This window comes from Nitrospirillum bahiense, from assembly GCF_007828025.1.
GTDB classification, from domain to species: Bacteria; Pseudomonadota; Alphaproteobacteria; order Azospirillales; family Azospirillaceae; genus Nitrospirillum; species Nitrospirillum amazonense.
Map to the genome: position 1 here is coordinate 69622 of NZ_VITO01000015.1, position 24718 is coordinate 94339.

21 protein-coding genes are annotated in these 24718 nt (G+C 68.1%); 10 read left to right on the forward strand and 11 right to left on the reverse strand.

The window, feature by feature from the left end:
* Nucleotides 1–29: 29 nt before the first annotated feature.
* The 5 genes from FBZ88_RS20460 to FBZ88_RS20480 form a co-directional block, all read right to left on the reverse strand.
* Entirely contained in the window at nt 30–422 is a 393-nt protein-coding gene (locus tag FBZ88_RS20460) for a VOC family protein (protein WP_145619007.1), read from the reverse strand.
* Complete coding sequence (gene rnr, locus FBZ88_RS20465; protein WP_246138770.1) at nt 423–2759, reverse strand: ribonuclease R; 2337 nt, start codon at nt 2757–2759, stop codon at nt 423–425.
* Between the two features lie 29 nt (nt 2760–2788).
* On the reverse strand, nt 2789–5464 hold the full coding sequence (gene topA / locus FBZ88_RS20470) for a type I DNA topoisomerase (RefSeq protein WP_145619008.1): 2676 nt from the start codon (nt 5462–5464) through the stop codon (nt 2789–2791).
* A 70-nt stretch (nt 5465–5534) separates the two neighbouring features.
* A complete protein-coding gene (dprA, locus tag FBZ88_RS20475; protein WP_246138771.1) occupies nt 5535–6653 on the reverse strand; it encodes a DNA-processing protein DprA in 1119 nt (372 codons plus the stop codon).
* Nucleotides 6650–7573: a hypothetical protein gene (locus tag FBZ88_RS20480; RefSeq protein ID WP_145619009.1), complete on the reverse strand. Its 924-nt coding sequence runs from the start codon at nt 7571–7573 to the stop codon at nt 6650–6652. The genes dprA and FBZ88_RS20480 overlap by 4 nt, the downstream gene beginning before the upstream one ends.
* A 162-nt stretch (nt 7574–7735) precedes the next feature.
* Between FBZ88_RS20480 and FBZ88_RS20485 the strand changes: the two genes are divergently transcribed.
* From FBZ88_RS20485 to FBZ88_RS20495, 3 genes are all read left to right on the forward strand, one after another.
* Nucleotides 7736–9514: a lysozyme inhibitor LprI family protein gene (locus FBZ88_RS20485; RefSeq protein WP_186464518.1), complete on the forward strand. Its 1779-nt coding sequence runs from the start codon at nt 7736–7738 to the stop codon at nt 9512–9514.
* Nucleotides 9515–9615: 101 nt separating this feature from the next.
* The gene (locus FBZ88_RS20490) at nt 9616–10089 is read left to right on the forward strand and encodes a MarR family winged helix-turn-helix transcriptional regulator (protein ID WP_246138772.1); all 474 of its coding nucleotides are present in this window, start codon (nt 9616–9618) and stop codon (nt 10087–10089) included.
* Complete coding sequence (locus FBZ88_RS20495) at nt 10086–11348, forward strand: MFS transporter (RefSeq protein WP_145619012.1); 1263 nt, start codon at nt 10086–10088, stop codon at nt 11346–11348. The genes FBZ88_RS20490 and FBZ88_RS20495 overlap by 4 nt, the downstream gene beginning before the upstream one ends.
* Here FBZ88_RS20495 and FBZ88_RS30575 read toward each other — a convergent pair.
* Complete coding sequence (locus FBZ88_RS30575) at nt 11332–12711, reverse strand: sensor histidine kinase (protein WP_211102739.1); 1380 nt, start codon at nt 12709–12711, stop codon at nt 11332–11334. The two genes, FBZ88_RS20495 and FBZ88_RS30575, sit on opposite strands and share 17 nt — an antisense overlap.
* The gene (locus FBZ88_RS20505; RefSeq protein WP_145619013.1) at nt 12701–14125 is read right to left on the reverse strand and encodes a sigma-54-dependent transcriptional regulator; all 1425 of its coding nucleotides are present in this window, start codon (nt 14123–14125) and stop codon (nt 12701–12703) included. The genes FBZ88_RS30575 and FBZ88_RS20505 overlap by 11 nt, the downstream gene beginning before the upstream one ends.
* Nucleotides 14126–14272: 147 nt before the next feature.
* On the opposite strand from FBZ88_RS20505, the gene FBZ88_RS20510 reads away from it, so the two are divergent.
* Together FBZ88_RS20510 and FBZ88_RS20515 are read left to right on the forward strand one after the other, a co-directional pair.
* Nucleotides 14273–14746 carry an OsmC family protein gene (locus FBZ88_RS20510; RefSeq protein ID WP_145619014.1) on the forward strand — a complete coding sequence of 158 codons (474 nt, stop codon included), beginning with the start codon at nt 14273–14275 and terminating at the stop codon, nt 14744–14746.
* A gap of 50 nt (nt 14747–14796) precedes the next feature.
* Nucleotides 14797–15489 carry a helix-turn-helix transcriptional regulator gene (locus FBZ88_RS20515; RefSeq protein ID WP_145619015.1) on the forward strand — a complete coding sequence of 231 codons (693 nt, stop codon included), beginning with the start codon at nt 14797–14799 and terminating at the stop codon, nt 15487–15489.
* An 11-nt stretch (nt 15490–15500) separates the two neighbouring features.
* Here the strand turns inward: FBZ88_RS20515 and FBZ88_RS20520 are convergent, their stop codons facing one another.
* Nucleotides 15501–15887: a hypothetical protein gene (locus FBZ88_RS20520; protein ID WP_145619016.1), complete on the reverse strand. Its 387-nt coding sequence runs from the start codon at nt 15885–15887 to the stop codon at nt 15501–15503.
* Between the two features lie 166 nt (nt 15888–16053).
* Here FBZ88_RS20520 and FBZ88_RS20525 point away from each other — a divergent pair, with 166 nt between their 5' ends.
* From FBZ88_RS20525 to prfB, 4 genes are all read left to right on the forward strand, one after another.
* The gene (locus FBZ88_RS20525) at nt 16054–16572 is read left to right on the forward strand and encodes a hypothetical protein (protein WP_145619017.1); all 519 of its coding nucleotides are present in this window, start codon (nt 16054–16056) and stop codon (nt 16570–16572) included.
* 115 nt (nt 16573–16687) lie between these two features.
* Nucleotides 16688–17341 (forward strand): OmpW/AlkL family protein, encoded by a 654-nt coding sequence (locus FBZ88_RS20530; RefSeq protein ID WP_145619018.1) that lies wholly within the window; start codon nt 16688–16690, stop codon nt 17339–17341.
* Between the two features lie 300 nt (nt 17342–17641).
* A complete protein-coding gene (locus FBZ88_RS20535; RefSeq protein ID WP_246138773.1) occupies nt 17642–19138 on the forward strand; it encodes a methyl-accepting chemotaxis protein in 1497 nt (498 codons plus the stop codon).
* Nucleotides 19139–19325: 187 nt separating this feature from the next.
* A protein-coding gene (gene prfB / locus FBZ88_RS20540; RefSeq protein ID WP_145619019.1) for a peptide chain release factor 2 occupies nt 19326–20448 on the forward strand; the annotation gives its coding sequence in 2 pieces (ribosomal slippage) (nt 19326–19394 and nt 19396–20448; 1122 coding nt in all).
* 134 nt (nt 20449–20582) lie between these two features.
* Here the strand turns inward: prfB and FBZ88_RS20545 are convergent.
* Nucleotides 20583–21170 (reverse strand): class I SAM-dependent methyltransferase, encoded by a 588-nt coding sequence (locus FBZ88_RS20545; RefSeq protein ID WP_145619020.1) that lies wholly within the window; start codon nt 21168–21170, stop codon nt 20583–20585.
* A gap of 124 nt (nt 21171–21294) precedes the next feature.
* Nucleotides 21295–21837, reverse strand: coding sequence for a GNAT family N-acetyltransferase (locus tag FBZ88_RS20550; protein ID WP_211102740.1), 543 nt, complete (start codon nt 21835–21837; stop codon nt 21295–21297).
* Nucleotides 21838–21984: 147 nt separating this feature from the next.
* On the opposite strand from FBZ88_RS20550, the gene FBZ88_RS20555 reads away from it, so the two are divergent.
* Entirely contained in the window at nt 21985–22587 is a 603-nt protein-coding gene (locus tag FBZ88_RS20555) for a hypothetical protein (protein WP_145619022.1), read from the forward strand.
* Between the two features lie 265 nt (nt 22588–22852).
* Here the strand turns inward: FBZ88_RS20555 and FBZ88_RS20560 are convergent, their stop codons facing one another.
* On the reverse strand, nt 22853–24715 hold the full coding sequence (locus tag FBZ88_RS20560; protein WP_246138774.1) for a DUF885 domain-containing protein: 1863 nt from the start codon (nt 24713–24715) through the stop codon (nt 22853–22855).
* Nucleotides 24716–24718 lie beyond the last annotated feature (3 nt).

Below are 24718 nucleotides of genomic sequence, written 5' to 3' on the forward strand. Positions count from 1 at the left end.
TGATTTGCGCGAATTGTGCGCCGGGAACATCAGGCGTTGAGCTGCAACAGGTCCCAGCGGGTGCCGTAGAGGTCCTGGAACACCACGACGGTGCCATAGGCTTCAACCCGGGGTTCCTCGCAGAAGGTGACCCCGGCCGCCTTCATGCGGGCGTGGTCGCGCCAGAAATCGTCGGTGCGCAGGAACAGGAAGACGCGGCCGCCGGCCTGGTTGCCGATGGCGGCCTCCTGCTCCGGCCCCGCCGCCTTGGCCAACAGCAGCCGCGTTTCAGCTGAGCCGGGCGGCGCCATGACCACCCAGCGCTTGCCCCCGCCCAGGTCCGTGTCCTCCACGGCGTCGAAGCCCAGCACGTCGCGGTACCAGGCCTTGGCCTCGTCATAGTCGCGCACGACCAGGGCGACGCCGCCGATGAATTGAGGCATTCACTTATCCTTGAGCGGCGCCCGCTTGACGCGGGCCTTGGTGACGGTCTTCCTGGTCAGGCGGGCGCGGCCACCCTTGCCGTCGGATTTGCCGCCCGCCAGCCAGGGGGCGTCGTCCGTGTCCTCGCCCAACAGGGCGAACACCATGCTGCCGGAGATGCGGTCGGCTTCCACCAGGCGCACCTTCACCACCGTGCCCAGGCGGTAGGTGCGGCCCCAGCGGCGGCCCACCAACTGGTGGTTGGCCTCGTCATGGTCATAGAAGTCGTCCGGCAGGGTGGAGATGGGCACCAGCCCGTCAGCGCCCGTCTCGTCCAGGGTGACGAACAGGCCGAAGCGGGTGACGCCGCCGATGCGGCCGGTGAAGGTGCCGCCCACCCTGTCCGACAGATAGGCCGCGACATAGCGGTCCAGGGCGTCGCGTTCCGCCGTGGCGGCGCGGCGTTCGGTGACGGAGATATGCTCCCCCACCTGCACCAGGCGGCCCGCTTCCTCCTCATCCAACCCGCCCGGTCCCAGGCCGTAGGCCTTCACCAGGGCGCGGTGCACCACCAGGTCGGCATAACGCCGGATGGGGGAGGTGAAATGGGCGTAGCGCGGCAGGGCCAGGCCGAAATGGCCGATGTTCTCCGGCTGGTACAGCGCCTGGGATTGGCTGCGCAGGATGACGGTGTTCACCAAGTCGGCTTCTGGCGTCTCGGCCGCCTTGTTCAGGATGCGGGTGAACAGGATGGGCTTCATCACCTGGCCCTTGGCCAGGGTGTAGCCCAAGGAGCCCAGGAACTGGCGCAGCGCCTCCAGCTTGTCGCGCGCGGGCTCGGCGTGCACGCGGTACATGCAGGGGCTGTGCTTGGCCTCCAGGGCCTCGGCCGCCGCCACGTTGGCGGCGATCATGAACTCCTCCACCAGGCGATGGCTGTCCAGGCGGGGGCGCACGCCGATGCTCTGGATGGTGCCGGCCTCGTCCAGCTTCACCAGCCGTTCCGGCAGGTCCAGTTCCAGCGTGCCACGCGCGTCGCGGGCCTTCTGCAGCACGGCGAAGGCGCCGTACAGCGGGGTGATGACCGTGTCCATCAGCGGGCCGGTCAGGTCATCCGGTTCGCCGTCGCGGGCCTTCTGCACCTGGGTGTAGGTCAGGCGCGCGACGGAGCGCATGAGGCCGCGCACGAAGCGGTGGCGCTTAAGGCGCCCTTGCGCGTCGATCCACATGTGGACCGCCAGGCAGGCGCGGTTGACCTCCGGCTTCAGGGAGCACAGCTCGTTCGACAGCGCCTCGGGCAGCATGGGCACGACGCGGTCGGGGAAATAGACGCTGTTGCCCCGGTCGAAGGCGTTGCGGTCCAGCGCCATGCCGGGCCGGACGTAGAAGCTGACGTCGGCGATGGCCACCAGCAGGTGCCAGCCACCGGGATTGTTGGGGTCGGTGTCGGGTTCCGCGAACACCGCGTCGTCGAAGTCGCGCGCGTCCTCGCCATCGATGGTCACCAGGGGGAAGTCGCGCAGGTCGGTGCGGCCCTCCACCGTGGGCTCGGGGGCGGCCTCCGCCTCCTCGATCGCCGCCTTGGCGAACTGGGTGGGGATGGCGTGCTGGGCGATGGCGATCAGGCTGACGGCGCGCGGCTCCTCGATGCTGCCCAGCCGCTCCACCACCCGCACCTGCTTCAGGCCCAGGCGGGACGCGGGCAGCAGTTCGGCCACCACCAGCTCGCCCGGCTGCGCCCCTTCCGCATTGGCGTCGGCCACGGCGAATTCCGCCTTGGCGCGACGGTCCACGGGTTTCAGGCGGCCGCCGTCGCGGGCGCGGTCATAGATGCCGACGATGCGGGTGGCCGTGCCGCTGTCCAGCTTGCGCATGGTGCGGCCTTCATAGACGTCTTCCCCGCCGCCGGCCTGGGGTTGCCGCGACAGGCGGGCCAGCACGCGGTCGCCCACCGCCAGGGCGGGATGGCCGCGCTTCTCGGCGGCCATGTAGATGCGGGGCGGCGGCGCCTCATGCGCCCAGCTGGTGGGCCGGGCCAGCACCTCGCCATCCGGCGTCACTTCGCTGACGATCAGCACCGCCACCTCCGGCAGGGCCGCCGGCACGGCGACGCGCCGGCCCTCGCCCTTCTCGATGCTGCCCTCGCCCTCCAGCTCCTTCAGCAGCTCCTTCAGGACGATGCGGCCGTCGCCGGTGATGTTGAAGGCGCGCGCGATCTCCCGCTTGCCCACGGGCACGGGGCTGGACTGGATATAGTCCATGATCTCTTCCCGGGTGGGGAAGGGGGCGTCGGCCGCGCGGCGGGCCGGCACCGGCCTGGGCAAAGCCCGCCGGGGGCCCTCCGGACGCTTCGGCATGATCAATCCTTGAACCGGGGGTGGCGGGCTCAGTCGCCCGCCGCCGTCTTCTTCACTGCGGGTTTCTTCGCGGCCGTGGTGGTCTTCTTCGGCGCGGCGGCCTTCTTTTCCGCCGCCGCCTTGGTGGTCGCCGTTTTGGCGGGCGCCTTCTTGGCCGCCGCCTTCTTCGGCTTCTCTTCGCCCTCAGCTGCCGCCGGCTTCTTGCCGCTGTCCTTGGCCGCCTTGGCCGCTAGCAGCTCCACCGCCTGTTCCAGGGTGATGGTGTCGGCGTTGATGGCCTTGGGGATGCTGGCGAACAGCTTCAGGTGCTTGACGTAGGGGCCGAAGCGGCCGCTGCCCAGGGTGATGGGCTTGCCGTCCTTGGGATGGTTGCCCAACTCACGGCCCGCCACCGTCTTGCGCGCGGCCACGCCGGCCAGCAGCACCACAGCCCGGTTCAGGCCGATGGTCAGCACGTCGTCGTCCGGCGTCAGGTTCTTGTACGCGTCGCCATGCTTGAGATAGGGGCCGAAGCGGCCGATGCCGGCCGTGATCTCCTGCCCCGTCTCCGGATGCGGGCCCAGGCTGCGCGGCAGGGCCAGCAGGCGCAGGGCGATGTCCAGGTCCACGTCCTGCGGGTTCATGGCGCGCGGCAGCGACACGCGCTTGGGCTTGGGCTCGTCCGGCGCGCCCGTCTGGACATAGACGCCGTAGGGGCCCCGCTTCATGGACACGGGGTAGCCCGTCTCCGGATCGTTGCCCAGCTCGCGGTCGGCGTTGCCCTCCTCGCCGCCCTCGACGCTCAGGGGGCGGGTGTACTTGCAGCCTGGGTAGTTGGAACAGCCGATGAAGGCGCCGTTCTTCCCCAGCTTCAGCGACAGCCGGCCCTCGCCGCAGACCGGGCAGACGCGCGGGTCGCGCCCGCCCTCGGCCGGCGCGGGGAAGAAGTGCGGGCCCAGCGCCTCGTCCAGGGCGTCCAGCACCTGGGTGATGGTCAGGTCCTTGGTTCCCTCCACCGCGGCGGAGAAGGCCTGCCAGAACTCGCGCAGCACCGTCTTCCAGTCGATGCGGCCGCCGGAGATGTCGTCCAGCTTGGTTTCCAGGTCGGCGGTGAAGCCGTACTCGACATACCGGTTGAAGAAATTCTCCAGGAAGGTCGTGACCAGGCGGCCGCGGTCCTCCGGCTCGAACCGGCGCTTCTCCAGGCGGACGTAGTTCCGGTCCTGCAGCACCTGCAGGATGCTGGCGTAGGTGGACGGCCGGCCGATGCCCAGCTCCTCCATCTTCTTCACCAGGCTGGCCTCGGTGTAGCGCGGTGGTGGCTGGGTGAAGTGCTGGTCGGACTTGACCTCGCCCTTGGCCAGGTCGTCGCCGTCCTTCATGGCCGGCAGGCGGGTGTCCTTGTCCTCGTCATCGCCAGCATCGTCGCGGTCCTCCTGGTAGACCTTCAGGAAGCCGTCGAAGGTGACGATGGAGCCGGTGGCGCGGAACTGAGCCTCCGCCTTGGGCGAGGCGATGTCGACCGACACTTGGTCCAGCTCGGCGCTGGCCATCTGACAGGCGATGGTGCGCTTCCACACCAGCTCGTACAGGCGCTGCTCATCCTTGTCCAGGAAGCGGCCCATCTGGTCCGGCCGGCGGAACATGTCGGTGGGGCGGATGGCCTCGTGCGCTTCCTGCGCGTTCTTGGCGCTGGACTTGTACACGCGCGGGGCGTTGGGCACATACTCGTTGCCGAAGGCGGAGGAGATCAGACGGCGGGCGCCGTCGATGGCCTCGTTCGACAGCTGCACGCCGTCGGTACGCATATAGGTGATCAGGCCCACCGTCTCGCCGCCGATGTCCACGCCCTCGTACAGCTTCTGGGCGATGCGCATGGTCTTGGTGGCGCCGAAGCCCAGCTTGCGGCTGGCCTCCTGCTGCAGGGTGGAGGTGGTGAAGGGCGGGAAGGGGTTGCGGCGCACCTGGCGCCGTTCCACCGACCGCACCATGAAGGACAGCGGGCGGATGGTGGCCAGGGCCGCGTCGGCGTCGCCCTTGTTGCCCAGGGTGAACTTGTCCAGCTTCTTGCCATTCAGGCCCACCAGGCGGGCGGTGAAGGGCGACCCGGCCGGCGTGCGGAACTCCGCCTCGATGGTCCAGTATTCCTGTGGGCGGAAGGCCTCGATCTCCGATTCACGCTCGCAGATCAGGCGCAGGGCCACGGACTGCACGCGGCCGGCGGAGCGCGAGCCTGGCAGCTTGCGCCACAGCACCGGCGACAGGGTGAAGCCCACCAGGTAATCCAGGGCGCGGCGCGCCAGGTAGGCGTCGACCAGTTCCTGGTGCACGTCGCGCGGATGGGCGATGGCGTCCAGGACGGCGCTCTTGGTGATTTCGTTGAAGGTGACGCGCTTCACGTCCACCTTGCCGGTGATGCGCTTTTCGTCCAGCAGCTGCTTGACGTGCCAGGCGATGGCCTCCCCCTCGCGATCCGGGTCGGTGGCGAGGTAGATGCGGGTGGCGCCCTTGGCGGCGCGGGTGATCTCGTCGATATGGCGTTTGGAGCGGTCGCCCAGCTCCCACTCCATGGAGAAATCCTCTTCCGGCTTCACCGAACCGTCGCGGGCCGGCAGGTCGCGCACATGGCCGTAGCTGGCGAGAACGGTGAAATCATCGCCCAGGTACTTGTTGATGGTCTTCGCCTTGGCCGGCGATTCGACGATGAGGACGTTGCTGCCCGACAAGGGGACCCCGCACTGCAATAGGTGGCGATGTTTTCCGAAAACCTTGATCCCGGGACGGCGCTGTCCAGCTTCACGCCAGGCTCACGCGGCCGCCGGGGTGGCGATGCAGACGGCCCGCCAGCTCCATTTCCAGCAGGATGGTCAGCACCACCGCCGCAGACAATTGGCAGTCCCGGACAATTTCGTCAATGTGTACCGGGGTCGGGCTTAAGCACAGGGTGACCCGGGGACGGGCCGCCTCCACCTCCTTTTCCCCGGGATCGGCGGGGGGCGGGACCGGCCCGCCGCCCGCAGGCGGGGCATTGAACGTGGCCAAACCCTGGGGCCCCAGATAGGCCAGGATGTCGTCCGCCGTCTCCACCAGGACCGCGCCGTCCTTCAGCAGGCGGTTGCAGCCCTGGGCGCGCGGGTCCAGGGGCGACCCCGGCACGGCGAACAGGTCGCGGCCCTGTTCCAGCGCCAGCCGGGCGGTGATCAGCGATCCGGACTTCAGCGCCGCCTCCACCACCAGCACGCCGCGCGACAGGCCGGAGATCAGGCGGTTGCGCCGGGGAAAGTGGCGGGCCTGCGGCTCCGTCCCCGGCGGCGATTCGGCCACCAGGGCGCCTTGGTCGGCGATGCGCCGGTGCAGCTCCGCGTTTTCCGGCGGGTAGATGACGTCGACGCCACCGGCCAGCGCCGCGATGGTGCAGCGGTGCAGGGCCGCCTCGTGCGCCGCCGTGTCGATGCCCCGCGCCAGGCCGGAAACGACGGTGATGCCGGCCTCCGCCAGGTCACGGGAAATCATGGCCGCCAGCTTGCGCCCGGTGAGGGAGGCGTTGCGGGCCCCCACCACGGCGACGGCCGGGCGGCTGAGGCGGGCGGGGTCGCCCAGCACGGTGATGACGGGCGGCGCGTCCTCGATGGCGGCCAGCTGGGCAGGATAATCGGGCTCACACCAGCACAGCAGGCGGGCGCCCATGCGGTCCAGCGCCGCCAGCTCCCGTTCGGCGGCGGCGCGCGGCGCGATGCTCAGGGGACGGTCGCGCCCGCCCCGGCGAGCCAGGTCGGGCAGAGCCTCCAGGGCCGCGGCTGGGGTGCCGAAGCGCTCCATCAGGCGATGAAAGGTGACGGGCCCCACCGACTCCGTGCGCGTCAGGCGCAGCCAGTCCAGGCGCTCGACAGGGGAAAGGGCGCGCGTGCCCCTCAATTGGGCTGTTCCGGGATCTTGAAGCCCAGATAGGTGCCGGCGCTGATGCCCAATACGCCCAGGCTATAAGGGTCCAGGTCCGGCATCTTGCGGTGGACCACCGTCTCGATCAGGAACAGCACGCCGATGACCACCGTCCACACCGCCGTCTGGAAGCGGTGCAGGCTGATGCCGTTGGCGTCGGTCAGGATGTCATGGACGTAATCCCGCGACGCCAGCTGACGGGCCAGGGTGTCGCGGGTGGCGGTCAGGGTGGGCAGGTCGGCGGGCGGCGTGGCCGGGTCCGCCATCTGCGCCAGCACGGCCTGGTAGGCCGCCAGGATGGGGTTCGTCTTGTTCTGCTCCACCATCGCCGCCCCCATGGCGGTGCCGGTGCCCAGACCCATCAGGCACAGGGCCTGGCCCGTCAGGGTGTCCAGCTCCCCCGTCACCAGGAACAGGTAGAGGTACCCCGCCAGCACGATGACGAACCACCAGGCCATCTGGCTCTGCGCCAGGCTGAAGGCGCGGCGCAGCGGCTTGCCCGTGGCGCTGGTGACGCCGGCGAAGGTGGGGGGCGTGTTGTCGCGCAGCATGTCGGTGGACATGGCGAGGTACAGCAGGGCGGCGGTGACCGCCACCAGCATCAGCACGCTGCCCACCGCCAGGGTCTTCTGGCTTTGCGGCAAGGATTTCCACGCCAGCGCCAGGCTGGCATCCCGGGCCGCCTTCGCCATGGCCGCCGCCCCTTCGGGGTCGTCCACATGAATCATCTGGGTGACGCCGCTGGTGGGGGGCATGCCCGGGACCGGGGTAGTGGTGACGGGCGTTTCCGTGACCGTCACCGGCGGCGCCGTCTGCGCGTCGGCCGTGGCCGCCATCATGTGGAACCCGGCGCCCAGCAGCGCCAGCAACGCCGTCACCAGAAACATCCTGCGCACATGCCCCTCCCCAACCGCAAGGCCCCGCCTGAGAGCGGTAAATCTATCGCGACACACCTATTGAGGGAACGACCAAACAGCGCGCCGCAGTAAAGTGGTGGCATGTGGCGACATGCGGGGGATACCTTGGGTCCATCCGATTGGTTCCTAGAAAGCTGCCCGATGCCGATGCTCGCCCGTCTCGCCCCGCTGGCCGCCGCCCTGTTGCTGATGTGCGCGCCCCTTGGCGTGCAGGCCGCCGTAAACGCGGGTGAGGGACCCAGTTTCAACTGTGCCGCTGCCGCCACGACGGTGGAAAAGGCCATTTGCGGAGATGCGCCTTTGGCCGCGCTGGACAGGCAGGTGGATGCGACCTATCGCACCCTTTTGGCAACTGCCGGGAAGTGGAAGGACGATCTGGCCCTGACCCAGCGGCTCTGGCTGCGCCAACGCGCCGATTGCTTTGCCGGTTCGGCGGTCGCCGTGCCCGATGGGCCGGGCATCACCTGCCTGGCGCGGGAGTATGCCGCCAGGCTGGACTCGCTGCGGGCCTTCGCGATTGTCATCCGCGATGATCCGGGGTCACAGGGGGCTACGGCCATGGTCGTGAAATGGACCTATGCCGGCATGCTGGCCGCCCCCCGATTGGCGGAGGGGCTGTTCCGCAAGTTCCAGACGGCCCAGGCCAAGGCTGGGTTGGTGCTGGTGTTGCGGCTGACAACGCAGGATCCCTCGGCCTACGAGGCTGAGATTCAGCAGTTGCTGGATGAGATCGCCTCAGCGAAGGAGACGGAGGACTTTCACCTCGACCAGGAATTTTACGATGGCAGCGTGGCTAGCCTGGCACCTTTCGTGCGGGCGGCCGCCGGCCCGGTGGAACTGCCTTGCGGCTTATTTGAACGCGAGCCGGATCTGTTCCTGGCGGTGCGGCCCATGTGGGGCGGCGGGCGTGACAATTTCCTGCCGAGCGCCCGTTGCGGCATGGGGCGGGAGGTTATGCCGTCCAGTGTTGCCGCCTTGGCTCAGGCCTTGTCCGTCTTTGATGGCGGTGGCTTCGACCGTTGCACCGGCAGCTTGCGGATCTTTTACGGCCGCCATGATGCCATGATGGAGGCGATTCTGCTGGTGGCGCCCCGACGCCTGTTGGACAGGACGGCGACACCCAATGCTGACCACGACTTGGCAACCACGCCCCTGCAGGGCTGGGCCTATCTCAGCCCTTGGAACCGGCGGCAATTCGATCACATCCAGGCGCTTTTCCTGAAAGCCCGGGGTGATTTGGCGGAACATTATCGCGCGCGCTACGGATTGACGCTGGAGGAGGCGCGGCAGGCCGCCCAGATTGGCATGAACGAACGATTTGAATGGACGACGCGGGCGCGGCCAGAACCACTGGCCGTGGCCATCATGGACGCCGACGCGCGGCCGTCACTGGCGGAGGTGCTGGCCTCCGGCTTGCCGCCACAGGCGGCGGGGGCGGAGCCGCCGCTGTCCCTTGCGGTCATCCGGCCGGCGGCGTTGGCGCCCCTGCTGGCGGCCGGTGCCCCGGTGGACGCGGTCAACGCTTTTGGCAAGACGCCCCTGATGACGGCGGCCCAATTCAACGCGCCGGACGTGGTGCGGGCCCTGCTGACGGCCAAGGCGGCGGTGAACCAGCAAAGCCTTGCGCCGGATCGGATCACGGACAACTCCCCTTTGAATGATCAGACCGGGGCCGGGGGCTGCGGCACCTATGCCATCACCCACGGCCAGCGCACCGCCCTGATGTATGCCGCCGCCAACGCCGGCCTGCCGGTGATCGAGGCGTTGCTGGCCGCCGGCGCCGATACCGCCCTGAAGGACAGCACCGGCCTGACGGCACTGGATTATTTGGAGGGGCGGGGCCCGGTGCCGGCCAATCCCCTGCTGACGGGTGCCGAGTTGGCCACGGCGCAGACATTGCTGATCCCGCGCAGACATTGATGCCTGCCGCCGCGCAGCCACCGCCGCCGCGGCGCCGATATATGAAGGAAGGCTTTGTAGTTTACCTTCGTATCTGCTAAACCCAGGGCATGAACGATCCCTTGGAAAGGCCCGGCGCGGGCGACCCCGATGCCCCGGCCGTCATGGCGACGGCGGTGGAACTGCGCGTGGTCATGGGCCAGCTGCGGCGCAAGTTGCGTGAGCAGGCCAACGTCGGCGACCTGACGCCCTCGCAACTCGCCGTGCTGCGCCGGCTGGACGGCGGGCCGGCCACGGTGACGGCCCTGGCCAAGGCGGAGGGGGTGCGCTCACAGTCCATGGGCGCCACCGTCGCGGCGCTGGAGGCGGCGGGCCTGGTGATGGGCAGCCCCGATCCCGCCGATGGGCGCCAGACCTTGTGGGATCTGACCCCGGCCTGCCGCGAGCGGGTGCGGGTAGGCCGTGCCTTGCATGAGGACTGGCTGTTCCGCGCCATGCGCGCCCGCCTGACGCCGGATGAGCGGGCGGAACTGGGCCGCGCGATCGACCTTTTGAAGCGTCTGGTGGCGGATGCCCCGGACGGGGGCGCGTCATGACGGCGCCTGCCAACCCGGCCTCGACCGGCACGTTCCGGTCCCTGGCCAACCGCAATTTCCGCCTGTGGTTCCTGGGCGCCATCGTGTCCAACGTCGGCACCTGGATGCAGCGTACGGCGCAGGACTGGCTGGTGCTGACGGAACTGGCGCATGTCAACGGCGCCTCCGCCGTCGGCATCGTCATGGGCCTGCAGTTCGGGCCCCTGGCCCTGCTGCTGCCCTTCAGCGGCTTCGCCGCCGATTATTTCGACCGGCGGCGCCTGGTGTTCTGTACCCAGCTCGCCTCTGGCCTGCTCGCACTGGGTCTGGGCCTCTTGACCGTGCTGGGCCTGGTGCAGCTGTGGCACGTCTATGTCTTCGCCTTTCTGCTGGGCTGCGTGGCAGCCTTCGACGCCCCCGCCCGCCAGACCTTCATCGGTGAGTTGGTGGGGGAGGCGGACCTGGCCAACGCCGTGGCGCTCAACTCCACCTCCTTCAACGCGGCGCGCATGATCGGGCCGGCGGTGGCGGGCGTGCTGATCGCGGCGGTGGGGACCGGCTGGGTGTTCCTGATCAACGCCGCCTCCTTCGTCGCCGTCATCGGGTCCCTCTGCCTGCTGCGGGCGGCGGACATCCATCCCCGGGCGCGGGCGGTGCGCAGCCGGGGCAGTTTCGTCGGCGGCTTCCGCTATGTCTGGGGCCGGCCGGACCTGCGGGCCTTGCTGCTGATGCTGTTCCTCATCGGCACCTTCGGCCTGAACTTCCCCATCTTCATCTCCACCATGTCGGTGCACGTATTCCGGGCCGGCGCGGACGAGTACGGCGTGCTCAGCTCGACCATGGCCATCGGCTCCGTCGCCGGCGCGCTGCTGGCGGCCAAGCGGGCCACGCCCACCGTGTCCCTGCTGACGGGCGCCGCGCTGCTGTTCGGCGCGGGATGTGCCCTGGCGGCGGTCATGCCCACCACCTGGGCGTTCGGCATCCTGCTGGTGGTGGTCGGCGTGGCGGCGCAGACCTTCACCACCTCCACCAACAGCCTGGTGCAGCTCTCCACCGACAGCGCCATGCGCGGCCGGGTGGTGGCCCTGCTGCTGGCCATCGCCGTGGGTGGCACGCCGCTGGGCGCCCCCATCGTCGGCTGGGTAGCCGACGTGGCCGGCCCGCGCTGGTCCCTGGGCGTGGGGGCGGCATCGGGTTTCCTGGCGGCGCTGGTGGGGGTGCGTTACCTGATCAGGCACACCGGCTGGCGGCTTTGGGGCGGGGTTAAAACCGCAGAGTAAACACCGTGCCGCCGCCCTCCACGGGCGACGCGGCGATGGTGCCGCCGTGGGCCAGCATGATCTGGCGGGCAAGCGGCAGGCCGATGCCGCTGCCCTCGCGCTTGGTGGTGTAGAAGGGCACAAAGATCTTGTCGGCCACGTCGGGCGGGATGCCGGGGCCGTTGTCGCGTACCAGCAGGTTCAGGTGGCCGGTCACGTCCAGGTGCCCCGCCAGGGTGATGGCGGGGGCGCGGGTCGCCGTGCCGCCGACCTTCCACTCGTCAAGCGCCTCCACCGCGTTCTTCACCAGGTTGATCAGCACCTGGTCGATCAGGTCGGGGTCGGCGCTGATCTCCAGCGAGGGCGGCAGCACCACCACCTCCAGCGCCACGCCATGCTCCGCCATCGCCGGGCCCATCAGCCGTTCCACCCGGCCGAACAGCTCCCGCACCTTCAGCCGCTCCACCTTGGGGCGAGGCATCTGGGTGAAGCGGCGGTAGCGCTCGACGAAGCGCAGCAGGCCACCGGCGCGCCGGGTGACCGTGTCCATGGCCTCGCCCGCGTCGGCGGCGTCCAGCAGCACGGCGGGCGGCAGGCCGGGGATGGTCTCCAGCTGGGTGCGCAGATCGGCCAGCAGCGACTGCGCCGTGCCCGCCAGGGAGGAGACGGGCGTCAGCGAGTTCATCATCTCATGCGTCAGCACCCGCACCAGGTCCGACCAGGCCTTGACCTCCGTCGCCTCCAGCTCCCCGCCGATGTTCTGCAGGCTGATCAGCAGGCGCGGCCCCTCGGCCAGGGTCAGCTGGGTGGCGCGCACCGTCAGGTGCAGGGGCGTGATGCCGCCCGCCACCTTCAGCAGGGCGCTTTTCCCCGGTTCCAGCACGCGCAGCGCCGAATCCAGGGTGCCGCCGTCCACCAGGCGACGGTTCAGGTCATCATGGCCGATCAGGCGGCGGGCCACGTTGTTCAGCAGGTTGACGCGGCCATCGGGATGCACCTCCGCCAGGGCCACGGGCACATGCTCCACCAGCACGTTCAGGTAATCGGCCTTGCGCTCGGCATCGGCGCGGGCGTCGCGGAACTTGTCGAACACTCCGGCGAAGGCGTGGCCCAGTTCCTGGAAGCTGGGCCCCATGGCGCGATAGCTGAAGCTCTGCGTGAAGTCGGAGTGGCTGAGCGCGTTCAGGAAGCGCGCCAGCTCACGGTTGGTGGTGTTCACCACCCGCACCACGCCGCCGATCTGGAAGGCGATCAGGAACAGCACCAGCGCCTCGGTGGCGTGGTAGTCGGTGGCCTGCAGCAGCAGGCCCAGGGCCACGCAGCTGAGGCACAGCAGGGTCACCCGCAGGGTCAGCGCCGTGCTGAACGACGACTTAAAGACCATGCTTCTCCATCCGGCGGTAGAGGGAGGTGCGGGTGATGCCCAGCTCATTGGCGGCGTGGCTGATGTTGCCCTGGTGCTTGTCCAGCGCCCGGCGGATCACCTGCGCCTCCACCGTCTCCAGGTCCAGCGTGCCCAGGGTAAAGCCGTCATCGCCCACCGCCGCCAGTGCCATGGGTGGTGGTGCCGCCGGCCGGGGGGCGCCGCCGGGGGCGGACGGCAGGGAGAAATCCTCCGCCTCCAGCACGTCGCCGGCGCCCAGGATCATGGCGCGCTCAACCGCGTGGCGCAGGGCGCGGACGTTGCCCGGCCAGTGATAGGCCTTCAGCCGCGCCAGCGCGTCGTTGGACAGGCGGCGCGGCGGGATGGCGTATTTCCGGGCGTACAGTCCCATGAAATGCGTGACCAGCGCCGGGATGTCGTCCGCCCGGTCGCGCAAGGGGGGCAGGCGCAGCTCCACCGTGTTGATGCGGTACAGCAGATCCTGGCGGAAGGTGTCCGGGCTTTCCAGCTGTTCCACCGGCATGTTGGTGGCGGAAATCAGGCGCACGTCGATGGGGATGGGCCGGTTGCCGCCCACGGGAATGACCACCCGCTGTTCCAGCACCGACAAGAGCTTGCTCTGCTGGTACAGGGGCAGGTTGCCGATCTCATCCAGGAACAGGGTGCCGCCGTTGGCCGCCACCAGCCGGCCGACGCGGTCCTCCTTGGCGTCGGTGAAGGCGCCCTTCTTGTGGCCGAACAGCTCGCTCTCGAACAAATTCTCGGCGATGGCGCCCAGGTCCACGGCCACGAACACCTGATCCGCGCGGCGGGACCGGCGGTGGATCTCGCGCGCGATGACCTCCTTGCCGGTGCCGTTTTCGCCCAGGATCAGGACGTTGGCGTCGGTGGGGGCGGCGCGGTCCACCAGGGTCAGTACCCGGGCCATGGCCGGGCTGCTGCCGATGAGCGTTTGCCCCGGCTGGTCCAATGCTGCCGCCAGCTCCTTGTTGCGCGCACCCAGCTGCGCCGCCTCCCGCCGGGAGGCGGTCAGGGTCATGGCGCTCATCAGGGTCGCCACCAGCCGCTCATTGGACCAGGGCTTCAGCACGAAGTCGCAGGCGCCCTGCTTCATCGCCTCCACCGCCGTGCCCACGTCGCCATAGGCGGTCATCAGGATGACGGACAGGGTGGGGTCGATCTCCAGCACGCGTTTCAGCCACTGGAAGCCTTCGCGCCCCGTGTTGGCGCCGATGGCGAAGTTCATGTCCAGGAGGACGGCGTCGAACACCTCATCCTTCAACAGCTGCGGGATGCGATCCGGCTGGCTCTCGGTATGGACCAGGATGCCTTCCCGCTTCAGCAGCAGGCGGGCGGCCACCAGGATGTCCTGGTCGTCGTCCACCATCAGGATACGGCCGCTTTTCTGTGTCATCGATGCAAAGTCCCCCCCAATACTGTCCGAAATCGTACACCGCCCAGGGTCAGAGCGCATGTCCGTTCTGCGGTGGTTCCCTCTGGCGCCCCTGGAATGGCTCCCCTCCAATGCCGGCAACAACCATCAGCCAAAGGGAGCGACATCATGGCCGGCAAGCAACACACCTATCGTGTCACCGTCACCTGGACCGGGAACAAGGGGCAGGGCACCGCCAATTATCGCGCCTACACCCGCGACCATGAGATCCAGGCGGCGGGCAAGCCGGTCATCCCCGGCTCCTCCGACCCCGCCTTCCTGGGCGACGCCACCCGCTACAATCCGGAGGAGATGCTGGTCGCCTCCCTCTCCGCCTGCCACAAACTGTGGTACCTGCACCTGGCGGCCGACGCCGGGCTGGTCGTCACCGCCTACCAGGACCAGGCGGAGGGCACGATGGTGGAGACGGCGGACGGCAACGGCCACTTCACCCAGGTCACCCTGCGCCCCACGGTGACCATCGCCGCCGGTGGCGATGCGGCGCTGGCCCAGGCGCTGCACGACAAGGCTCACCATTTCTGCTTCATCGCCAACTCCGTCAATTTCCCGGTGGTGACGGACGGGTTGGTGCAGACGGCCTGAGGGCCGGCGGGCTATCTTGGCGGCGACCCTGACCCTTTGGACCCGCCGCCTTGTCCCGTTCCGCCCGCCTGCTCGACCTTATCCAGGCCCTGCGCCGCCATCGCCGGCCGGTGACGGCTGCCGACTTGGCGGGGGAGCTGGGGATTTCCATCCGCACCGTGTATCGCGACATCGCCACCTTGGCGGCTCAGGGCGTGCCGGTGGAGGGGGAGGCCGGCCTGGGTTACGTCTTGCGCCCCGGCTTCTTGCTGCCGCCCCTGATGTTCGGGGATGACGAGATCGAGGCCCTGGTGTTGGGCCTGCGCTGGGTGGCGCAGCGGGGCGACGGCCCCCTGGGCCTGGCGGCGCAGAACGCCACCGCCAAGATCACGGCCGTGCTGCCCGCCGACCTGAAGGCACTGGCGGAGGACAGCGGCCTGGTGCCGGTGTCGCTGAAGCCCAGCGTGACGGAGCCGCGCGACCTGACGGAAATCCGCCGCGCCATCCGGACGGAGCGCAAGCTGCGCATCGCCTACACCGACGGGCAGGGGCGGGCCAGCGACCGCACCATCTGGCCCTTCGCCCTGGCCTTCATGGAACGCATCCGCATGGTGGCGGCGTGGTGCGAGACGCGGCAGGCCTTCCGCCATTTCCGCACCGACCGCATCGTCGAGGTGACGGTGCAGGCCGACCGCTATCCCCGCCGCCGCCACGCCCTGCTGGCCGACTGGAAGGCGGAGATGGACGCGGCGGAGGAGACGTAGGCCGGCCCCCCTTACGGCGCGGGCTTGCCGCTGTCGTAGGTCAGCAGCACCTCGGTATGGCCATCGGCCAGGCGGTGGAACAGGGTGCCGGTCACGGCCACCCGGCGGCCCAGCGGGGGCTTGACGCCTTGGGGCAGCTTCAGCTGAAGGGCGTCGATGGACTCCACGTCCTCATCCGTTTCCGCTGTGCCGCCCGCCACGCAGATCATCTGCGGCAGGGTCAGCACGTAGTAGTCTTCATTGGTCACGCCCTTGGCGCCGCTGCGGGTGCCGTGCTGCAGGGTGATCTCCCCCGTAAGGGTCACGGGCTCCGGCTGGTAGGGCTGGCAATCATGGGCCCAGGCGGGGGTGACGGCGCCGGCGGCCAGGCCGGCCAGTATTGGGATCCGGAAAAGCATGCTGTTCCCCCAGGCGGGTATCAAGCTAGGCGCGTATCGAGCGGGTGCGCGAAAGGCAGGGACCCTACCGTCTGCCGAATGGTTTGGCGAGGGTGGCGATGCTGCTGACAGGATCTGTCAGGGGGCGGCGTTAGAATGCAGATCTATCCGTCGATGGAGCGCCGCCATGACCCCCGAAACCGCCCCCGCTTCCCGCTGTCTGCCGCCTGCCATGTCCCTGGCTACCGGTATGCCGGGTTGGGTGTGGGTGGCCTCCGTCGGTGCCATCGGCCGGGGCCGGGCGGCCGGGGACGTGCGTCTGCCGGTCCGCCACGACGGCGTGCTGCGCCGCGTGGCGGCGGGGCAGCGTGTGGCCTGCTTCGCCCCTGACGCCCTGGGCGGCTCCTGTTTCCTGGCGGTGGGCCATGTCCTGCCCGGTGGGATGTATGTCGAGCATGACGCCGCCGGCCGGGCGTGGGCCTGCGTGCCGGTCGCCTATCTGCCGTCGCGGCCGGTGCCGCTGGCCGCCGTGCTGGACGGGGCGCTGGCGGCCATGGGCTGGGGGTTCAGCCTGCCCGTCGGGCTGACGCGGCTGGACGGCGCCGACCTGGACGCCATCGCGGCGGCCCTGGTTGCCGGCGCAGGCGATGATCCAGTCATGGCCTTTCCGCCGGTCCGTATTGCGTCGCTGGAAGATGCCGATTGATACAGGTCAGGGATAGGCGGCCAGAAGTCCAATAAAACTCCTCTCATTGAAAAATAAGTGCGGCGTCAAGGTGGTGGAACATTCGCCGGCCGCACTGTTCAAGGAGGGGTAAGTGATGAAGTTCTTGTCCGTCACGGTGGCTGCCGCTGCGCTCTTGGCTGGGATTTACGGTGTGCCCCCGGCGGCTCATGCCTCCGACGCTGGTGATTTTCTGATCCGCGGTCGCGCCCTTGTGGTGGCGCCGGACGTCGGCAGCTCCCTGTCGCTGGGTGGCGCCGGCATTCCCGGCCACACCGACCTCAGCACGGCCATCGTGCCGGAAGTGGACTTCAGCTACTTCTTCACGGACAGCATCGCGGCGGAACTGATCGCCGGCACCACGCCGCACAATGTGAAGGCGTCGGGCACGCCGCTGGGCAAGGTGGACCTGGGCAATGTCTGGCTGCTGCCGCCGACGCTGACCTTCCAGTACCACTTCATGCCGCATGAGAAGATCAGCCCCTATATTGGCGTCGGTGTGAACTACACGCTGTTCTACGGCGTCGACAAGGGCGATGCCCTGGGCCTGAAGTACGACAACACCTTCGGCTACGCCTTCCAGGCCGGCGTCGATTACAAGCTGGACGACCACTGGTCCCTGAACCTGGACCTGAAGAAGCTGATGCTCAACACCACGGCCACGGTGAACGCCGGCCTGGGCACGCCCATCAAGGCGGACGTTGACATCAACCCCTGGCTGGTCGGCTTTGGCGTGGGCTATCGCTTCTGACGCGCGCATCACCCTATCGGTTGTTGAAAGGCTGGGCCGTCCCACCAAGCGTGGGGCGGCCCAGCCGTTTTTGGCGCAGATCGTTAGCAGTAAAACGACTTCAACCGTAAGGCGACCCAATCCTTCAGGTTAGTAATGAATGGCATGTGAACGACGTGCTAAGTCGTTGTTTTTAAATAATTATGCAGGGTGTTTGTAGTCTTGTGCATTTAAGAGAAACTTAAGGATACGGCCCTAATTTCTGCATGTCCGGTCGGGAAATCCTGGCCACGCGCAATAATGAGAAGATCGGGGTCGATCATGATGAACGGGTTGTTTTCACAGGGTGCGGGCTCTGATCTGAAGTCCATTCTGGATGCCGTCAACCGCTCTCAGGCCATCATTGAATTTAAACTCGACGGCACCATCCTGACGGCCAACGAGAACTTCCAGAAGACCATGGGCTATACCCTGGCGGAGATCCAGGGCCGGCATCACAGCATGTTCGTGGACGCGACCTACCGGAACAGCGACGAGTATCGGAACTTCTGGGCCAGCCTGGCCCGCGGTGAATTCCAGACCGCCGAGTACAAGCGCGTGGCCAAGGGCGGCCGCGAGGTCTGGCTGCAGGCAACTTACACCCCGGTATTCGGCGTCACCGGCAAGCCGGTGAAGGTCATCAAGCTGGCGACGGACATCACCGAGCGCCGGTCGCGGAACGACGACCTGTGCAGCCAGTTGAAGGCCATCCACAAGAGCCAGGCCGTCATCGAGTTCAAGATGGACGGCACCATCCTGACCGCCAACGAGAATTTCCTGAACGCCCTGGGCTACAGCCTGGCGGAGATTCAGGGCCAGCACCACAGCATGTTCGTGGACCCGGCCTGCAAGGCCAGTGACGAGTACCGTCGCTTCTGGGCGGCGCTGGAGCGCGGAGAGTTCCAGTCGGCCGAATACAAGCGCCTGGGCAAGGGCGGCCGCGCCGTGTGGATCCAGGCGACCTACAATCCCATCTTCGACATCAGCGGCAAGCCCTACAAGGTGGTCAAGTTCGCCACCGACATCACCGAGCAGGTCGAGGCGCGCGACCGCCGCGCCGCCACGCAGAAGGTGATTTCCCAGGATTTGAACGGCCTGGCCGGCGCCATGACCGTCACCGATGAGCAGGTCAGCCACGCCTCCAACGCCGCCTTGATCGCCTCGGGCAACGTGCAGGCCATCGCCGGCGGCGCCACCGAGCTGGTGGCCTCGATCGAGGAGATCAGCCGCCAGATGGCGGAAGCCTCCAAGATTTCCGAGGACGCGGTGCATCAGACGAACCTGACCAACGCCTCCGTCTCCGGCCTGCTGAGCGCCGCCCAGCGCATCGGCGAGGTGGTGAAGCTGATCAGCGACATCGCCAGCCAGACCAACCTGCTGGCCCTGAACGCCACCATCGAGGCGGCGCGCGCCGGTGAGGCCGGCAAAGGCTTCGCCGTCGTCGCCAGCGAGGTCAAGGCCCTGGCCAACCAGACGGCCAAGGCCACGGGCGAGATCGCCGAGCAGATCAGCACGGTGCAATTGGCCACCACGGAATCCGCCAGCGCCATCCAGGGCATCGGCGGCATCATCAACCGCATCAACGCCATCTCCGGCGCCATGGCGGCGGCGGTGGAGGAACAGAACGCGGTGGCCCGCGACATCTCGTGCAACATGCAGACCGCCGCCGACGGCGTTTCCAGCATCAGCGAAAGCCTGACCAAGATCGCCGACGCCACCAATGGCGCCAACGCCTTGACCCGCCGGATCAACGAGGCCTCGCTGGCCATGGTCGCCTGACGGGACCCACCTGGTTGATCCGGACCTTGAAGGGCGTCCCCCCGGGGGCGCCCTTTTTTGCACGTCACCAGGGGGCGGGCGTCGCAAGCCCCCCCATCGAAATGCAGGGTTCTAATCGGGCGTCCAAGCGGTTATCTAAGCGGTCCGTTACAAGACCATTTCATGACCCGAGACGAGGAGGACCGCGATGCGGGCCGAGATCGAGGCGGTCGTCGAGGCTGTGCGACAGTCCTTGACGCTGCTAAGGAGGCATCTTTGACTGGGAGAATGCCCTCCGCCGCTACGACGAACTGAACGCCCTGTCGGAAGACCCCAAGCTGTGGGACGATTCCGACCGCGCGCAGAAGATCATGCGGGAAAAGACCCAGCTTGAAACCGCCATCGAAGGCTATCGCGCGCTGGAGCGCGACCTGAACGACGGCATCGAGCTGATCGAGATGGGTGAGCTGGAAGGCGACCAGGAGATCATCACCGACGCCGAGCAGAGCCTGATCGCCCTGCAGAAGCGTGCGGCGGCCCTGGAGCTGGAAAGCCTGCTGTCAGGCGAAGCCGACGCCAACGACTGCTATCTGGAAGTGAACGCCGGCGCCGGCGGCACCGAGGCCCAGGACTGGGCCCTGATGCTGCTGCGCATGTACAGCCGCTGGGCCGAACAGCATAAGTTCAAGGTGGAACTGCTGGACGAGACCAACGGTGAAGAGGCGGGCATCAAATCCTCCACCATCCAGATCAAGGGCCACAACGCCTATGGCTGGCTGAAGACGGAATCGGGCGTGCACCGCCTGGTGCGCATCAGTCCATTCGACAGCCAGGCCCGCCGGCACACCAGCTTCTCCAGCGTCTCCGTCACCCCGGTCATCGACGACAAGATCGTGGTGGAGATCAACGAGAAGGACGTTCGCGTCGATACCTACCGCGCCTCGGGCGCGGGCGGCCAGCACGTGAACAAGACGGACTCGGCCGTGCGCCTGACCCACATGCCCACGGGCATCGTGGTCGCCTGCCAGCAGGAACGCAGCCAGCACAAGAACCGGTCCAAGGCCTGGGACATGCTGCGCGCCCGCATCTATGAGATGGAGCTGCGCAAGCGGGAGGAGGCCGCCGCCAACCTGGAAGCGCAGAAGACGGAGATCGGCTGGGGCCACCAGATCCGCTCCTACGTCCTGCAACCCTACCAGATGGTGAAGGACCTGCGCACCGGCGTGGAAACCAGCCAGAGCGGCGCCGTTCTGGATGGCGACATCGATGAGTTCCTGCAGGCCGCCCTGGCCCACCGCATCAAGGGGCAGGGCGATGAGGCGGAGGCGTAAGCCGCCGCCCGCCCAGGGGAAAAGGTTCGATGAGGCGGAGGCGTAAGCCGCTGCTCGCTGTTGTTGTTTTGAGTGCGTAATGAAGGGCCGGTGGAGTGATCCACCGGCCCTTATCATTTTCAAAGGCGCCCTTTTCAGAACCGCGCGACCAGACGGTGGATGGTCTTGCCGGAGGAGGCGCTGGTCGCCTCCTCATCCAGCAGCAGCGACGCACCGGCCAACGCGTCCCGCACCAGGTGGCTGTCGAACGCGGCATAGAGGCGCCCGGCGCCGTCGCGCGCGTCGGTGCCCCGGGTCACCCGCCAACTGAGGTAGAGGGTGCCGCCCGGACGTACCAGGCTGGCCAGGCGACGCACGGCCGCGTCTATCAACGCCGTGTCCAGGTGCATGATCACCGTTTCGCACAGCACGTTGGCATAGCCGCGGTCGGGCAGCCCGGCCAGGTCGGGCAGGCGGGCGGCGCCAAAATCCAGCCCGGGGTAGCGGGCCCGCGCCTGCGCCAGCAAGCCTTCCGACGCGTCATAGCCCACGGCCGGATAGCCGTTGGCCGCCAGCCACGCCACCTCCCGTCCGCTGCCGCAGCCGATGTCGACCGTTGGCTGGCCGGGCGCGAAGTGCCGGCGGATCAGGTCGTGCAGGTCCGATGGCGCCGGCTGGCTGTGCCAGTCCTCGGCGTAGGCCCCGGCGGCGGTGTCGTAGGCGGCAAGTGTCCGCTGATCCATCCCATTCCCTCCCAGGCGTCCGATGCAGCGGTATGCCGCAGCGGACGGAGAGCGCTTACGCCGGTTGCGGCGGCGCGTCCAGGATCTTGTCGGCGCCACCCCCGGCGGCCAGCCAGCCGGCGGTTCAAGGGCGGCGTTTGCGGTACAGCACGTGGCGGCGCAGGGGGTGGCCCTCGGCCAGGCGGGGATGGTCGAAATCCTCCGCCGGGTCATGGGCCATGCCCAGCCGTTCCATGACGGCGCGCGACCGGCGGTTGGCCGGCACGGTCAGGGCCACCACCTCGTCCAGGCCGAAGCGGGTGAAGGCCGCGTGCATCACCGCCCGCGCCGCTTCGGTGGCATAACCTCGGCCCCAATGCGCGCTGGCCAGCCGCCAGCCGATCTCCACCGCCGGGGTGAAGGCGGTCTCGAACCCCACGGTGCCCAGCCCGACGAAGCCGATGAAGGACGCCACCCCCGGCACCTCCACCGCCCAATAGCCGAAGCCATGGTGGACGAAGTGCGCTTGCACGCGGTCGACTAGGGCGTCGCTGCCGGCGCGGTCCAGGGGGGTGAGGAATTCCATCACCCGGGGATCGTCCGCCAGGGCGGCGAAGGCGTCACGGTCGGTCGGCCGCCAAGGGCGCAGCAGCAGGCGTCCGGTCTTGAGTGTCGGGATCTCAGGCATGGCATCCATCTTTGGGCGGGACCTCTGGGCATACGATACAAAATGACGCGGGCAGAGCTGGATGGGATCACCATCTTACCGACACAAACCAGGCGCAGGCGAAGAAGTCTTTCGTCTTGGGGTGGAGAGGAAACCGTGCGCGCTCTGATGTTGACCATACTGTTGGGTGTCGGCCTATCGACGATCGCACAGGCGGGGACGGCGCCGTCCGATGATTGGGGGGATGTTCCGGTTCCCGCCAGTGCCACCGTGCGCTTGGGGCGGGACGCCAGGGGAAATGAGACGCGGGAAATCACCTATGCCGGCGGTGTCGTCGCCCGCCAATGGCGGGATGGCAGCGGCAAGCCGCAGACGATGGTGGAGGATCGCAGCGGCCACGGTGCCGTGCTGTGCCTGCGGGGAATCTATGTCGCCTTGCGCGAGGGTCTGGATACCTGCCGCCAGGACGGGGATGACGCGCTGCGCCGCTTCATGGATGAGGGCCTGGACCAGCTCGACGATTTCGTGGTCGCCAACAGCTTGACGCCCATCACCAAGGACGCGTTGAAGGCAACGGAAGAGGCGCGGCTGAAAAAGCAGCGGGACGCTGCCGCCTTGCGGGGACCGGAGGCCCAGGCCAAGATATGTGGTGGTGGCGACGCCCAACGTATGCTGGGCGGTCTGCGGTCCGCGTCGCTGGACAAGTTGCGGGCGGAACTGGCGGCGGCGCTGTCGGTGCCCCGGCCGCCGGTTTCCAACCCCTGCCTGTAGGGCACGACAGCGGCCAGGGCCAGAACACGAAGGGGCGGCCCCGGATCGGGATGCCGCCCCCACGCATGCCGTGAACTGCCAAAGCTCTCGTCGGATCGGGCGCCACGTTTGGTTGGGCTGCCCTTTCCCCTATTACGCGGCACCGTGCCCTGACCCGGCGCCCAGTGCCATTAATTCATGTGATAATATAACGCATACCGGATATGGCCGGGACGGCGGGCTGTTTGGCATGGCCGTCCCAAATCCGGGGCGCCTGAAATCGGTCTCAGGCGGCCGTGCGCTTCACCCAATCCTGCACCAGCGCCTCCAGCACCGGCAGGTTGACCGAGCCCGAGGTCAGCACCGTGTCGTGGAAGGCACGGATGTCGAACTTGGTGCCCAGCTTGGTCTTGGCGGCCTCGCGCAGTTCCAGGATCTTGTTCATGCCGATCTTGTAGGCCAGCGCCTGGCCCGGCCAGACGAAGTAGCGCTCGATCTCGGTGATGTTGTCGTGCTCGGGGTTGGCCGTGTTGTCGTTCATGTAGGCGATGGCCTGTTCCCGCGTCCACCGCTTCAGGTGGATGCCGGTGTCCAGCACCAGGCGGGCGGCGCGGAACAGTTCCGAGGCGATGCGGCCGGCGTCGGAGTAGGGGTCCTGGTAATAGCCATACTCCTTGGGGAAGCGCTCGGCATACAGGGCCCAGCCCTCACCATAGGCGCTGTTCCAGATGAAGCGGCGGAAGGTGGGCAGGTTGGCCATTTCCTGCGCGATGGCGATCTGCATGTGATGGCCGGGAATGCCCTCGTGATAGGCCAGGCTCTCCAGCATGGGGATGGGGTTGACCGACATGTCGTACAGGTTGGTGTAGAACACGCCGGGCCGTGACCCATCGGGTGAAGCGGGCTCATAGAAGGCGCTGGCCGTGGCCTTCTCGCGGAAGGGCTCCACCGCCTTGACCACGATGGGGGCCTTGGGCTTGGTCAGGAAGAACCGGTCCAGGTCCGACCGCATCTTGTCGATGATGTCGGTGGCGCGCTTCAGCAGGGTGGCGCGGCCCTCCGGCGTGGCCGGATCGAAGAAGCGCTTGTCGGTGCGCAGGTAATCGAAGAAGGCGCGCAGTTCGCCCTTGAAGCCCACCTTGGTCATGATGGCGCGCATCTCATCCTGCAGCGCCGCCACCTCCTTCAGGCCCTGGGCGTGCACGGCCGCCGGGTCCAGGGGCAGGGTGGTCATCAGCTGCACTTGCGAGCGGTAGAAGCGTTCGCCATCCGGCAGGGCCCAGACGCCGTTGCTGGTGGTGGCCTTGGTCTCCAGCGCCGACACGGTGCTGATCAGCTTCTGGAAAGAGGCCTGGACCTGGCCGGTCAGGGCCTTTTCCGCGGCGGCGATCAGGCGGGACTGTTCGGCGTCGGCCAGCTTCAGGGCGGTCACCTTCTCCGTGAAGTCGGCCAGCAGGGGGCTGCTTTCCGTGGCGCCGTTCGTGAACGGCTTGCCGGTGATGACGTTGCGCGCCGCCTCCAGGATGGATTTGAAGGCGAAGGCCGGCGGCAGCACGCCCATGTCGGCCTGCTTGCCAATGCGGGCGATGTAGGCGTCCATCAGCGGGGCGATCCCCACCAGGCGGGCCACGTAGTCTTCCGCGTCCTGCGCGCTGCCGACGGCGTGGTAGGTGATCAGGAAGCTGGCGATGTCGGTGTGCGGGCCGGTCAGCTGGCTGATCACATAGCTGTGGTTGCGCCAGGGATACTGGCTGATGGTCTGCTGCAGCTCATTCTCGAACAGCCGGGCGCTGACCTGGGCGCCGGGCGACAGCTCCGACACCTTGAAGCCCTTCAGGGTCTTCAGCCGCTGTTCGGCCAGGTGGAAGTTCTCCAGCAGATGGGCGTCGTCGGGAATGGTCCATTTGTCGTGCGGGCCCGGCAGGCCCAGCACGGTGCGCTGCTGCGGGTCGCGGGCCAGATCCTCGTTCCAGCAATCCTCGAAGAACGCGTTCAGAGCCTTCTCCGTCTCCGACGGCTCGGCCGCCGCGGCGGGCTGGGCGATCAGCCCAGGGGCGGCCGTCAGGGCCACCAGGGCGGTACCGGCCATCAGGCCGCGGCGCAGCAGGGTACGGCGGGTCATGGTCTCACGGGAGGAGGAAGCGGTCATGGG

Excerpts from the sequence above, each read along its gene's own strand:
- FBZ88_RS20550 (WP_211102740.1), bottom strand. The coding sequence starts at position 21,837 with ATGCCTGAGATCCCGACACTCAAGACCGGACGCCTGCTGCTGCGCCCT.
- FBZ88_RS20505 (WP_145619013.1), bottom strand. The coding sequence starts at position 14,125 with ATGACACAGAAAAGCGGCCGTATCCTGATGGTGGACGACGACCAGGAC.
- FBZ88_RS30575 (WP_211102739.1), bottom strand. The coding sequence starts at position 12,711 with ATGGTCTTTAAGTCGTCGTTCAGCACGGCGCTGACCCTGCGGGTGACC.
- FBZ88_RS20555 (WP_145619022.1), top strand. The coding sequence starts at position 21,985 with ATGTTGACCATACTGTTGGGTGTCGGCCTATCGACGATCGCACAGGCG.
- FBZ88_RS20510 (WP_145619014.1), top strand. The coding sequence starts at position 14,273 with ATGGCCGGCAAGCAACACACCTATCGTGTCACCGTCACCTGGACCGGG.
- FBZ88_RS20520 (WP_145619016.1), bottom strand. The coding sequence starts at position 15,887 with ATGCTTTTCCGGATCCCAATACTGGCCGGCCTGGCCGCCGGCGCCGTC.
- rnr (WP_246138770.1), bottom strand. The coding sequence starts at position 2,759 with ATGCCGAAGCGTCCGGAGGGCCCCCGGCGGGCTTTGCCCAGGCCGGTG.
- FBZ88_RS20460 (WP_145619007.1), bottom strand. The coding sequence starts at position 422 with ATGCCTCAATTCATCGGCGGCGTCGCCCTGGTCGTGCGCGACTATGAC.
- FBZ88_RS20535 (WP_246138773.1), top strand. The coding sequence starts at position 17,642 with ATGATGAACGGGTTGTTTTCACAGGGTGCGGGCTCTGATCTGAAGTCC.
- FBZ88_RS20525 (WP_145619017.1), top strand. The coding sequence starts at position 16,054 with ATGACCCCCGAAACCGCCCCCGCTTCCCGCTGTCTGCCGCCTGCCATG.
- FBZ88_RS20485 (WP_186464518.1), top strand. The coding sequence starts at position 7,736 with ATGCCGATGCTCGCCCGTCTCGCCCCGCTGGCCGCCGCCCTGTTGCTG.
- FBZ88_RS20530 (WP_145619018.1), top strand. The coding sequence starts at position 16,688 with ATGAAGTTCTTGTCCGTCACGGTGGCTGCCGCTGCGCTCTTGGCTGGG.
- FBZ88_RS20560 (WP_246138774.1), bottom strand. The coding sequence starts at position 24,715 with ATGACCGCTTCCTCCTCCCGTGAGACCATGACCCGCCGTACCCTGCTG.
- FBZ88_RS20495 (WP_145619012.1), top strand. The coding sequence starts at position 10,086 with ATGACGGCGCCTGCCAACCCGGCCTCGACCGGCACGTTCCGGTCCCTG.
- FBZ88_RS20545 (WP_145619020.1), bottom strand. The coding sequence starts at position 21,170 with ATGGATCAGCGGACACTTGCCGCCTACGACACCGCCGCCGGGGCCTAC.